At 44.1% G+C, this 12,717-nt stretch carries 10 protein-coding genes; all 10 read right to left on the reverse strand.

Annotated features, from left to right (window positions below; genetic code table 11):
• Positions 1–64: 64 nt before the first annotated feature.
• Positions 65–868: a TIGR00282 family metallophosphoesterase gene (locus tag ACEW8F_RS04830; RefSeq protein ID WP_373482342.1), complete on the reverse strand. Its 804-nt coding sequence runs from the start codon at positions 866–868 to the stop codon at positions 65–67.
• Between the two features lie 66 nt (positions 869–934).
• Positions 935–2,482 (reverse strand): ribonuclease Y, encoded by a 1,548-nt coding sequence (gene rny / locus ACEW8F_RS04835; RefSeq protein WP_373482343.1) that lies wholly within the window; start codon positions 2,480–2,482, stop codon positions 935–937.
• A 176-nt stretch (positions 2,483–2,658) separates the two neighbouring features.
• Complete coding sequence (gene recA / locus ACEW8F_RS04840) at positions 2,659–3,741, reverse strand: recombinase RecA (protein WP_373482344.1); 1,083 nt, start codon at positions 3,739–3,741, stop codon at positions 2,659–2,661.
• 58 nt (positions 3,742–3,799) lie between these two features.
• Entirely contained in the window at positions 3,800–5,038 is a 1,239-nt protein-coding gene (locus ACEW8F_RS04845; RefSeq protein WP_373482345.1) for a competence/damage-inducible protein A, read from the reverse strand.
• 61 nt (positions 5,039–5,099) lie between these two features.
• Positions 5,100–5,639 (reverse strand): CDP-diacylglycerol--glycerol-3-phosphate 3-phosphatidyltransferase, encoded by a 540-nt coding sequence (gene pgsA, locus ACEW8F_RS04850; protein ID WP_373482346.1) that lies wholly within the window; start codon positions 5,637–5,639, stop codon positions 5,100–5,102.
• Positions 5,623–6,993, reverse strand: coding sequence for a 30S ribosomal protein S12 methylthiotransferase RimO (rimO, locus tag ACEW8F_RS04855; protein WP_373482347.1), 1,371 nt, complete (start codon positions 6,991–6,993; stop codon positions 5,623–5,625). Before rimO ends, pgsA begins: the two co-directional genes overlap by 17 nt.
• Positions 6,994–6,999: 6 nt before the next feature.
• Positions 7,000–9,471, reverse strand: coding sequence for a DNA translocase FtsK 4TM domain-containing protein (locus ACEW8F_RS04860; protein WP_373482348.1), 2,472 nt, complete (start codon positions 9,469–9,471; stop codon positions 7,000–7,002).
• Positions 9,472–9,677: 206 nt separating this feature from the next.
• On the reverse strand, positions 9,678–10,145 hold the full coding sequence (dut, locus tag ACEW8F_RS04865) for a dUTP diphosphatase (RefSeq protein ID WP_373482349.1): 468 nt from the start codon (positions 10,143–10,145) through the stop codon (positions 9,678–9,680).
• A gap of 2 nt (positions 10,146–10,147) precedes the next feature.
• Complete coding sequence (locus ACEW8F_RS04870; RefSeq protein WP_373482350.1) at positions 10,148–12,226, reverse strand: polyribonucleotide nucleotidyltransferase; 2,079 nt, start codon at positions 12,224–12,226, stop codon at positions 10,148–10,150.
• 148 nt (positions 12,227–12,374) lie between these two features.
• Positions 12,375–12,641 (reverse strand): 30S ribosomal protein S15, encoded by a 267-nt coding sequence (gene rpsO, locus ACEW8F_RS04875; RefSeq protein ID WP_026393168.1) that lies wholly within the window; start codon positions 12,639–12,641, stop codon positions 12,375–12,377.
• Positions 12,642–12,717 lie beyond the last annotated feature (76 nt).

Below are 12,717 nucleotides of genomic sequence, written 5' to 3' on the forward strand. Positions count from 1 at the left end.
TAATTTCCTTTCAATTAAGTCAAGATGGTTCGATAAAAGGTCAGGATTCATCAGAATCTATCACTTACTTATCTGTTTCGTAGGTTTCATATAATCGAGTGATTTTACTCACCTTGTTTTCAATATCATCGACTTCCAGGATGATGCCATTGATCTGAACATTCCCGGTTGCCGTCACAAAACGACTGGGTCGTTTCGTCAGCATCGTATCAATAATAATTTGGCGATCAACGCCGATCACCCCATCAAGGGGTCCGGTCATGCCGATATCAGTAATATAAGCGGTTCCACCGGCTAAGATGCGTTCATCGGCGGTTTGGACATGGGTGTGGGTTCCATACACTGCCGTGGCCCAGCCATCCATAAAATAACCAAAGGCAATTTTTTCAGAGGTAGCTTCGGCATGAAAATCAATGATCACCAGATCCGCCGCTGTTTTTAATGATTCCATTAAAGGAACCATGGCATTAAACGGACAATTCAGGTTGGGCATAAAGATCTGTCCGGATAAATTGACAACACAGATTTTTTTCGAGCTCCCACTTTTTAATTCACAGTTAAAAAAATCATAGCCCTTACCGGGACATGGCTCCGGATAATTCAGGGGCCGAATAATTTGGGGAAAGTCCGCGATGGTTTCCAATAATTCTTTTTGCTGCCAGACATGGTTGCCCATGGTAATGACATCAATTGGCAAGCTTAGTAATTCTTTGGCATTTTTGGTTGAGAGGCCATTACCGCCAGAAGCATTTTCGCCATTGATGATGGTAAAATCGATCTGATGTTCCGAAATTAAATGGGTCAGTTGGTCTTTTAAAATTCTTCTTCCGGGTCGGCCATAAACGTCGCCCAGTATTAATATATTCATAAATTTTTCCTTCTGCCTGCTTAAGAAAACTGCTTAAAAAAAGGGGAGATTATCTCCCCTTTTAGACTATTTAGCGTAGTCGCTTGCTCTTGTTTCACGAATCAGATTAACCTTAATGTTTCCGGGATATTCCATTTCTTCTTCAATCTTCTTGGCAATATCACGTGACAGTAAAATCATTTCATCATCATCAACTTCATTTGGTTTGACCATAATTCTTACTTCACGTCCAGCTTGAATGGCATATGATTTCTCAACGCCTTCAAACGACATGGCAATGGTTTCAAGTTCCTGTAATCGTTGGATATAGGAAACCAGTGTTTCTCTTCTGGCGCCAGGTCGTGCTGCTGAAATGGCATCTGCTGACTGAACCAGAACAGCTTCCATTGTTCGAGCTTCAACATCACCATGATGAGCTTCGACAGCGTGAATGACATTTTTATTTTCTTTGTATTTCTTTAATACATTGACTCCGATTTCAACATGGGGTCCTTCGACCTCATGATCAATAGCTTTCCCAATATCATGTAATAATCCTGCGCGTTTAGCGACCTTAATGTTACCATCCAATTCCGCTGCCATAATGCCAGCCAGATGGGATACCTCAATGGAATGCTTCAATACATTTTGACCATAACTGGTTCTGTATTTAAGCCGTCCCAGTAGCCTTACAATCTCAGGATGCAGGCCATGAATTCCAGTATCAAAACAAGCTTGTTCCCCAACTTCCTTGATATGGTTTTCGACTTCTTTTTGTGATTTTTTAACCATCTCTTCAATTCTGGCCGGATGGATGCGACCATCAATGATCAATTTTTCTAAGGATAGTCTGGCTACTTCCCGGCGGATGGGATCAAAACCGGAAAGAATAACTGCTTCTGGGGTGTCATCAATGATCAGGTCAATCCCCGTCAATGTTTCTAATGTTCGGATATTACGACCTTCACGACCAATAATACGGCCCTTCATTTCGTCATTTGGTAAGTTGACCACGGTAATGGTTTGTTCTGCCACATGATCGGCGGCACAACGTTGAATGGATTGGGCAATCAGTTCTTTTGCCTTTTTATCAGCAACGGCCTTTGATTCAACCTCGATCTGACGGATCATGATGGCAGCTTCGCGGCGGGTATCCTTACTGATGTCCTCAAGCAGAATTTCTTTTGCTTCGTCATAAGTAAGACCGGATATACGCTCAAGCTCTTTCACCTGCTCATCATATAAGCCATCCACTTTTTCTTTTTTCTTTTCAACTTCTTTCCCTCTTTTGGTAAGGGCTTCTTCGTTGCGTTCTAAATTTGTTAGTTTTTTCTCAAGATTTTCTTCTTTTTGAATAAGTCGATTTTCAAGTTTCTGAAGCTCGGCTCGGCGTTCGCGGTTATCTTTTTCAAGGGATTCTTTTAATTTCAAGGATTCTTCCTTGGCATCAAAGAGAATTTCCTTTTTTAAAGTTTCGCCTTCTTTAACGGCATCATTTACAATTGTTGTAGCGGTCAATTCTGCATTCCTGATCTTGCCTTCGGCAATATTCTTGCGTACAAAATAACCAATCACAAAAGCGGCGATGATACCAATGAATAAAATAATATTTAGTATGTTGTCTATAATTTTCACCTCCCTATAAACGATTTGCTATGTTTTTTAATCTACTCATCATGACCTATATTTTATACTCTTTTGAAAATAGTGTCAAGAAACAAAGGGCACTCAAAGGGGTTATTTTTAAGAATTCAAAAAAAGAACCCCCAAAAGGCTCTTTTTTGAATCGTTTTCCTGATTAATTCATTTTTTTATAAGAGATCATCGTCATCGATCAAGTTTTCTTCGATCTCTTCAGGTTCAGCGACTATTTTGCTTAATGCATTCTTTTCACGTATTTCTTTTTCGATGGCAACGGCAACCTCGGGGTTGGCAATTAGATATTCTTTTGAATTATCGCGGCCCTGTCCCAATCGTTGCTCCTTATATGAAAACCAGGATCCCGACTTATCAACAATCCCGAAAACCACACCGACATCCAGCAGATCGCCTTCTTTTGAGATGCCTTTGCCGTACATAATGTCAAATTCAGCCTGTTTAAACGGTGGTGCAATTTTGTTTTTGACAATTTTGGCCCGGGTCCGGTTACCGACAATTTCAGTACCCTTTTTCAGAGATTCAATCCGACGGACATCGATTCGCACCGAGGCATAAAATTTAAGGGCTTTTCCACCCGTGGTTGTTTCGGGGTTTCCAAACATCACCCCGATTTTTTCGCGCAACTGATTAATGAAGATCGTTGTGGTGTTTGATTTTTTTATCACGCCGGTCAGTTTTCGCAGCGCCTGAGACATCAGTCGGGCCTGCAGACCCATATGGGAATCCCCCATCTCACCATCAATTTCGGCCCGGGGCACCAAAGCGGCCACGGAGTCAATGACGACCACGTCAATGGCGTTACTTCTGACCAGGGCTTCAACAATTTCCATCGCCTGTTCACCGGTATCCGGTTGGGCTACCAGCAGATTATCAATGTCTACCCCTAAAGCTTTAGCATAGGTGGGATCCAGAGCATGTTCAGCATCAACGAAAGCGGCATTGCCGCCAGCTTTTTGAGCTTCGGCAATGATATGCAGGGCGATCGTCGTTTTACCGGACGACTCCGGTCCATAGATTTCCACAACCCGTCCCCGGGGAACCCCGCCAACCCCCAACGCCATATCTAAACCGATGGATGAGGTCGAAATGACTTCCACATTCAGTCTCGCCGCATCATCGCCGAGGCGCATCACGGCACCCTTACCGAAACTTCTTTCAATGTTTTTCAGTGCCGCATCCAAAGCTTTTTGTTTATCTGTTAATTCTTCATTATTTGGTTTCGTTTTTTCAGCCATTTGTAACCATCCTATTCTTTATTAGAACGTTCGTTCTTGCGTCATTATATCCATTTTGTCAGGCTTTGTCAACTATGGTTTTGCGGATTAGATGAAAGACTTTGTTGGCTGTTTTTTGCTGGACAACTTTTCGATCACCATTAAAGTGGTAGGGATAGACCTCGGTTTTTCCCTCAAAACAGATCCCAATATAAACCAGTCCCACCGGCTTTTCGGTGCTGCCGCCAGCGGGGCCAGCAATCCCGGTAACCGCAACAGAGAGCATCGCCTGCGAAAGCTTTTGCAGGTTTTCGCACATTTCTCGGGCGGTTTCGGTGCTGACTGCCCCATAAACGTCCAGGGTTTCTTTTTTTATCCCCAACAAATTTATTTTTGCTTCATTTGAATAGGTCACCAGACCGGTTCCAAAGACCTTGGAAATCCCCGGGTATTCAGTCAGTTGGGAGGCTATCAAACCGCCGCTGCAGGATTCGGCCGTAGCCAGGGTGATATTTCTTTCCAACAATAATTTACAGACGGTTACCTGTAGCGATTCCTTGGAAAATGAAAAGATATTGTCTTCAAAACGCGATAGCATAATCGCTTCATAGCGATCAAGCAAGGCGTTCATCTCATTTTCATCATGGCCATTGGCGGTAATCCGGATCAGCACCTCACCCATCTTGGCATAGGTGGCAATGGTGGGATTGACCTGGGCATCGATCAGATCCAGCAGCCGGTCTTCAGCCGCCGATTCGCCAATGTCCGATAAATTATAATAACGGGAGATGACCAGCTGGTTATGGTCCTGTTTTAAAATCGGCAGGACGGCGTCTTCAAAAACCCGGGTCATTTCTCGTGGCGGTCCCGGCAGCATGATAATGATCCGGCCCTGTTCTTTCAGGAGGATCCCGGGGGCGGTGCCACAGGGATTAAATAAAATCTCGGCGCCTTCCGGGATAAACGTCTGTTTGAGATTATTGGGGGTCATCGGAAATTCCCGATTGACGAAATATGCCATCAAATCCGCTTTGGTCTTGTCATCCTGGATCAGCTTTTTTTTGAAGAGTTCAGCGATGACTTCTTTGGTTAAGTCATCCTGGGTAGGTCCCAGCCCCCCGGTGGTAATAATCAGATCACTGCGGTTAAAGGCAATGCTGACCGCTTCTTCCAAACGTTTGGGATTATCGCCAACAGTCGTATGAAAATAGACAGGAATGCCCAGGAGGGACAACTCCCGGGATAAAAATTGGACATTGGTGTTGAGGGTATCACCTACTAACAGCTCCGTACCGACAGAAATCAATTCACATTTCATTATTTATTTCCTTTCACAGTTTAACCGTTTAAAACGTCGCTAATTATTGCGGGCTTGTCCCTTACATTGAACGGAATACTTTTTTGTTCAGGAGAATATAATCAATTCCGGAATATAAGGTCAGCAGGGTGGCAACATACATCATAATCGTTGCCGCCGGAATATTGAGCAGTGAAAATGGCCAATTTAGAAAAAGGATCAGGATGATGGCAATCATTTGGGAAACGGTTTTGGCTTTCCCCCATTTGCTGGCCGCGATGATAATGCCGTCGGCGGCGGCCAATGAACGCAAACCGGTGATGGCAAATTCCCGGGCGATGATAATAATCACCATCCAGGCCGGCACCGAGCCCAACTGGACAAAACAGATCAGGGCTGAGCAGACCAGTAATTTATCCGCCAGCGGATCCATAAATTTGCCGAAATCAGTCACCAGGTTGCGGCTGCGGGCCAGATACCCATCGAGACTGTCGGTTAACGAGGCGATAATAAACAAGGCCGCAGCAATCGGCTGGTGGTAGGGAAAATCGATCAGTAACGCGGCGATGAAGAACGGAATCATGACCATTCGGACAAGGGTAATCTTATTTGGTAAATTCATTTTGCATATCTCCTATCAAATCATATTCTAAGGCATTGACTATCTTAACGGAATAAAAATTTCCGATTATTAAGGGGGTATCGCTGCTGTCGACAAAAACAGTGCCATCGATTTCCGGGGCATCGCCATAAAAACGGCCAAAGTAAGTCTCTTCTTCCGCGCCTTCGATGAGCACGGGCAGGGTTTTGCCGATAAAACGTTGTTTATTGGCATGCGAAATAGTTTGCTGGGTGATCATAATTTCATTATAGCGCTGTTCTTTCTCATCTTCAGCAATTTGATGTTCAAATTCAGCGGCCGGGGTATTTTCTTCCTGTGAATATTTAAATACCCCTAAATGATCAAAAGGCAACAATTTAATTTTTTTAATCAGGTCGTTATGTTGCTCCGCGGTCTCGCCGGGAAAGCCGGTGATAATGGAAGTTCGCAGCACCGCGTCGGGTAGCGTCTTACGGATCTTGCCAATCAGCTCGCTGATCTGCGCAAAGCTCATCTTGCGACCCATCCGTTTTAAAACCGTATCATTGAGATGCTGCAGCGGGATGTCGAAGTATTGGCAGATCGTCGGATATTGTTTGACAGTTGCCAACAATTTGTCGGTGATTCCTTCCGGGTAGAGATACATCATCCGGATCCAGGTGAAATCAAACGTGGTAGCAATTTTTTTAAGCAGCTCGGGCAGGTCGAAACCTTCATCAAGATCGCACCCATAGGGAGCAATGTCCTGGCCAATCAGAATAATTTCTTTGATCCCTTTTTCCTGGAGGACTTGCAGCTCATTAAAAATCTCCTGACTGCGGCGGCTACGGTATTTGCCGCGGATCTTGGGGATCACGCAATAGGTACAGCCGTGATCGCAGCCCTCACTGATGCGGACAAAGGTCGACACCGTGCCGGCCCTGATATAACGCCGGGCTTCAATGATGGCTTTATCAATATCGCCAAAATACTGGTGCTTATCTTGTTTTTTTTCTTTGCGCTGCTGATCAATATCATCAGTGGCTTCCAGATGCGTGAGTAATTCCACAATATTATCAAAATGACCCACCCCTAAAAATCCGTCGACTTCGGGTATTTCAGCCGCCAGCTCCTGATGGTATCGCTCGGCCATGCAGCCGGCCACAATCAATAGTTGACAAGAACCCGAATTTTTATACTCAACGTATTCCAGGATGTAGTCAATCGACTGTTCTTTTGCCGATTGGATAAAACAACAGGTATTGACAATAATAATGTCGGCCGCCTGGGGATCATCGATAATCTCATAATTTTTTTCTTCAATTAACCCCAGCATCATTTCTGAGTCAATGGTATTTTTATCACATCCCAAGGTCGTCATGTGAAGTGTCTTCATCGTTACCTACTCTCTTTTCTTAAATTCATCTTCTGTAATTAAAATTTGCCGGGGCTTGCTGCCGTTGGGACCGGAAATAATGCCCCGGTCCTCAAGATCATCAATAATTCGACCGGCCCGGGCATAACCCACCTGCAATTTTCGCTGCAGCATCGAGGTTGACAGCTGATTGTATTCAAAGGCGATATTGAGGGCATCTTCTAACAGCACATCCCCTTCCCGACTTTGCGGTTTCTCCTCCGGTTCCTGGGAAATGGCTTCTTCAATGGACGGATCATACTGTAGCCCCTTTTTAATCTTGACGGCATCGATCACGGCATTGATCTCCGTATCGGAAACGTAGGTACATTGGACCCGGGTCGGTTTCGATTGACCCACCGGATAGTAGAGCATATCCCCTTTACCCAGCAGCTTTTCCGCCCCGCCGGTATCAAGAATGGTCCGGGAATCGGTGTTTGATGCCACCGAAAAGGCAATCCGCGAGGGGATATTGGCTTTGATCAAGCCGGTGATAACATCCACCGAAGGCCGTTGGGTGGCGATGATCAGATGAATCCCGCAGGCTCTGGCCAGCTGGGCAATTCGGCAAATGGCGTTTTCACATTCTTTTGGTGAGGTGATCATCAGATCGGCCAACTCATCAATGACGATCACAATCCGCGGCAATTTCTTTTCACCCGCTTTGCTCATCTGTTCGTTATAGCCTTCAATATCCCGAACTGCGGCTTCTTTAAAGAGCATATACCGATCGGTCATTTCTTTCAAGCCCCAGTTAAGCGCATAGGAAGCTTTTTTAGGATCAGTCACCACCGGAATCAGCAGATGCGGAATGGCATTGTACTGATTGAGTTCCACCATTTTGGGATCGATCATAATAAAACGCAATTCTTCCGGAGAAGATTTAAAGATCAGACTGACAATGATGCTGTTAATGCAGACACTTTTACCCGATCCAGTCGACCCGGCAATCAGCACGTGGGGCATTTTACCGATATCACCAATGACATTTTCGCCGGAAAGGGTTTTCCCCAGGGCAAAGGTCAAGGGACTCTTGCTGTTGATAAATTGCGGGGTTTCAATAATTTCCCGAAGGCCGACAATTTCTGAAATATCGTTGGGTACTTCAATGCCAACTGCCGCTTTGCCGGGAATCGGTGCTTCAATACGGATATCGGAGGTGGCCAGACTAAGGGCTAAATCGCTGGACAGATTAACGAATTTATTAACCTTGACCCCCGGATCAAGCTGTAATTCAAAACGGGTAATACTAGGCCCGACATTAACTTCGATGATTTTAGCTTTGACCCCAAAATTTTTCAAGGTCTCTTCGATGATCTTCGCTTTTTTAATGACATCGTCTTTTTTTGATTTCTTTTTAACGGCCGGCGGGTTTAGCAGATCTAAGGATGGAAAGGTATATTCCGCCACGGCTGTTTCGAAACTGACGGCTGATAAGTCTAAGACCTTGGTTTCATCATCAGCTTTTTTTTCTTGAGCGATTATTTTATCAGAATCCTTTTTAGCGGATCCGAAATCGTCAAAGTTAGGTGGTTTTAAGAAATTCTCATGAATTTTCATGGGGGTTTCCGGTTCATCCGCATCTTCTTCGATAAAACCAAAAGGGTCCTGTCTGGTTTTCTTTTTCGCCGGGGGGATAACCCCGGTTACTGGTTCAAACAGTGGTTTTTCAGATCCCTGATGGTGAGCACTAGACTCATTAATCTGATAAGGTTCAAACAATGGCGCATTGCCATCATAATCGCTGACCATCGGGATTAAGGTGGTTTCCGAAGTTCGTTCCTTAGTCGCTTTTACCTCTTGTTTGATCCGCTGCTTGTCGCGGATCACATCAATCCGATCTTTCAGGCGGTCTTTAAGTGGCGGAGCATTTTCGTTTTTGTCCTTGATGTAGTTTAGATATTTTTTAAGCCGGTTTCTAAAAATAAAAATTAAGATTATTGCCGAACTGACAATCACCAGCAGCAGGGTGCCCTTCACGGCAAACAGCTTAATAAACAACACTGCCAGCAGAATTCCGATAATCCCCCCATATTGACCATACTGGGCTAAACTGAATAGCTCAGGGATACTATAGTCCATCAGATTTGGGGCATTAACAGTAAAGCCGATCATCATGTTGACAAACAATAAAAAGACTAAAGCAAAGGTTGTCGACCAATCCTCAATTTTATTCAGACACAGTACCACCCCCAGGGCAAAAATGTAAAGGGACATAAAAATAGTGAGGGCGCCGAAACAATAGCTAAAGGCCTGGCTGACAAAGTTACCCACCATCCCGGCATTAAAGTCGATATAAGCATAAATAGAGAAAATTCCCAAAATTATTAAGAAAATTCCAATTGCCATATTACTGATCGAAAATCGCTTCGCCGCTTTGGGAGCTGGTTTCTTTTTAGTTTTGCGTTTATTTGATTTATTCTGATTTGTTTTTTTTGCAGTGGTTTTATTTGTTGCCATGATGCTCCTCGAATTTATATTACACGAATTTATATTATTCAAATTTAAACTATTCAAATTTAAACTAAATAATTTTAATAAAAGATATGATAAAAGGTGCAGGTAAACCTGCACCTTAAGATTGAGATATAAAGATACGATTAGAAAGCGGTGCAGCAATCAATGAAGGTTCATGACTTTAGCTTACTTTTACGATCTGAAGCGTTTTATTTTCCGGAATGGCCAAAGCCACCACCGCCACGTTCGCTGGCGGCCAAATCAGAAGCGCTGAAAACTTCGATAAAATCGGCCTTGATATATTCAGCAAAAACCATTTGGGCAATCCGCTCGCCTGGTTCCAGCTGATAAGGTTTATCCAGTAAGTTTATCAGAATTATCTTAATTTCGCCACGATAATCGGCATCAATGGTCCCGATACCGTTGACCAGCGATAACCCATGTTTAAGTGCCAACCCGCTTCTGGCGCGAATTTGGGCTTCGATTCCAACCGGCATTTCTAAAAAAATACCGGTTGGAATCTGATAAACCTTATGGGGCATGACAATCATGTTCGACTCAAGATTCGCTCGCAAATCCACCCCGGCAGAACCAATGGTTTGATATTCTGGCAATGGATACTGCGACTGGTTGAGTATTTTAATTGAATAACTTTTTATTGAATAATTCTTAATCATACTTATTCCTTGGGCAGCATTGCTTTTCGGGAAAGGTTGATTCGGCCCTGACCGTCGATTTCCATAACCTTAACAGTCACTTCATCGCCGATTTTAACCACATCTTCAACCGCGTTGACCCGTTCATTGGCCAATTTAGAAATATGGACTAAACCATCCTTACCGCCTGGCAGGGAGACAAAGGCGCCAAAATTCATGATCCGGACAACCTTACCGGTTAACACTTCGCCAACTTCAACTTCTCTGACAATGTTTTCGATGATTTCCTTGGCCCGGTTACCGGATTCGGTATCCACTGAAGCGATGAAAATGCGGCCATCATCTTCAATATCAATTTTAACCCCGGTATCATCAATAATCTTGTTAATGACCTTACCGCCAGAACCGATGACGTCGCGGATTTTATCGGGTTTGATCTGGAAAATAATGATCCGTGGGGCATAGGGTGACAAGTCTTTGCGGGACTCGGCAATTTCTTCATTCATAATACCCAGAATATGCAGTCGGCCAATGCGGGCCTGTTCCAGCGCTTCGGTTAAAATCTGTTTATTGATGCCATCGATTTTAATATCCATCTGGATGGCCGTAATGCCATCAGCGGTTCCGGCCACTTTGAAGTCCATGTCGCCCAGGAAATCTTCCATGCCCTGAATATCAGACAGAATCGCCAGTTTATCATCTTCTTTAATCAGACCCATGGCAATCCCGGCAACTGGCGCCTTTAACGGCACCCCGGCGGCCATCAGTGACAGCGAACTGCCGCATACGCTGGCCTGTGAGGTTGAACCATTAGAGCTTAATACTTCCGAAACAACCCGAATTGCGTATGGGAATTCATCTTCAGATGGCAGCACTGGAATCAATGCCCGTTCAGCCAGGGCACCATGACCGATTTCACGACGGCCGGGACCACGTGATGGTCGGGCTTCGCCAACACTGTATGATGGGAAGTTATAATGGTGGATATAACGTTTGGAGTCTTCATTGGATAAGCCATCCAGTTTTTGGACATCACCGAGCACACCCAGGGTGACAACTGAAAGAACCTGGGTTTCACCACGGGTGAATAATCCCGAGCCATGGGGTCTTTCCAAAAAGTCGATTTTGGCGGTAATCTGACGAATTTCGTCCATTCTTCGATTGTCCGGGCGAATCCGGTCTTCAAGAATCATGCGGCGAATTTCTTTTTTGACCAGTGAACTGATCACATCGTCAATTTCTATTTTCTGGTTCGGATAAATTTCTAAGAAGTGTTCTTTAACCAGCTCTTTTATTTTTTCAATGTTGTCAAGTCGTTCCATCTTGTCCGGCGTTTTAACGGCATCACTTAATTGGCCGCCAAGGAACGCAATGATCTCAGCTTTGATTTCTTCTGATGGTGCAAAAATCGGATAATCTGCTTTAGCCTTACCAACAGCAGCGATGATTTCTTCCTGGAACGCAACCAGTTTTTTTATTTCTTCATGTGCCAGTAAAATCGCTTCCAGCATCGCTGCTTCAGAAATTTCATTGGAAGAGGACTCAACCATCATAATCGCATCTTTGGTTCCCGATACAATTAAGTTAAGAACACTAATAGCCCGTTGTTCTTCATTTGGGTTGACAATGTATTCACCGTTAATCAGACCGATGGCAACCGAACCAATGGGACCATTGAACGGCAAATCTGAAATCGATAAAACAATCGAGGCACCAATCATCGCTGCTATTTCGGGGGCATTATCCTGATCCACCGACATCACCGTCGCGATAACCTGAACTTCATTTCTAAAGCCTTTGGGGAACAGCGGTCGGATCGGGCGATCCATCAGACGGCAATTTAAAATGGCTCTTTCAGTTGGCCGACCTTCACGTTTTATAAAACCGCCGGGAAATTTTCCGACCGAATATTGTTTTTCTTCATAGTCACAGCTTAATGGGAAAAAGTCCATGCCTTCTTTAGGTTTTTTTGCTGCCGAAACAACTGCTAAAATTTCTGTTTTGCCATATCTAATCATGGCTGCGCCTTTTGCCAGTAGCGCGACCTCGCCAATCTCCACGCGGAGTGGTCGTCCGGCAATTTCAGTTTCAAAAATATTCATTCTTTTCTCGCTTTCTATTATTATTCGCCAGCAATGGTGCTTTTGGACACCGTCTGGAGTACGGTCACAATCATATCAGGGTACGGATACCCACATTAGGATTGATGACCTTCAGGTAAAAAAAAAGGGCGGAATACTCCGCCCCAAATTATTTTCTTAAGCCTAATCTTTGGATTAGTTCACGATATCGATTGATATCTTTGTTTTTCAGATAAGTTAATAATCGTCTTCGCTGTCCAACCAGTTTCAGCAGACCACGTCGCGAGTGATGATCTTTTTTATGGATTTGAAGATGTCCATTAAGATCATTAATTCGTGCTGTTAACAATGCAATTTGTACTTCTGGTGAACCAGTGTCACCTTCGTGTGTTTTGTAGTCTTCAACTACCTGTGCTTTTAATTCTTTACTGATCATTTAAAATCTCCTTGTTTTTTAATTTAGCCATAGACCGAGTATTTTGTTGGAGTGTCAAAAAACTAAGTGAATGGTA

It is taken from the genome of Acetobacterium sp., assembly GCF_041752335.1.
Taxonomy (GTDB): Bacteria; Bacillota; Clostridia; order Eubacteriales; family Eubacteriaceae; genus Acetobacterium.

Coding starts and splice junctions, on each gene's coding strand:
- ACEW8F_RS04830 (WP_373482342.1), bottom strand. CDS start 868: ATGAATATATTAATACTGGGCGACGTTTATGGCCGACCCGGAAGAAGA.
- recA (WP_373482344.1), bottom strand. CDS start 3,741: ATGGCTGAAAAAACGAAACCAAATAATGAAGAATTAACAGATAAACAA.
- ACEW8F_RS04845 (WP_373482345.1), bottom strand. CDS start 5,038: ATGAAATGTGAATTGATTTCTGTCGGTACGGAGCTGTTAGTAGGTGAT.
- pgsA (WP_373482346.1), bottom strand. CDS start 5,639: ATGAATTTACCAAATAAGATTACCCTTGTCCGAATGGTCATGATTCCG.
- rimO (WP_373482347.1), bottom strand. CDS start 6,993: ATGAAGACACTTCACATGACGACCTTGGGATGTGATAAAAATACCATT.
- ACEW8F_RS04860 (WP_373482348.1), bottom strand. CDS start 9,471: ATGGCAACAAATAAAACCACTGCAAAAAAAACAAATCAGAATAAATCA.
- dut (WP_373482349.1), bottom strand. CDS start 10,145: ATGATTAAGAATTATTCAATAAAAAGTTATTCAATTAAAATACTCAAC.
- ACEW8F_RS04870 (WP_373482350.1), bottom strand. CDS start 12,226: ATGAATATTTTTGAAACTGAAATTGCCGGACGACCACTCCGCGTGGAG.
- rpsO (WP_026393168.1), bottom strand. CDS start 12,641: ATGATCAGTAAAGAATTAAAAGCACAGGTAGTTGAAGACTACAAAACA.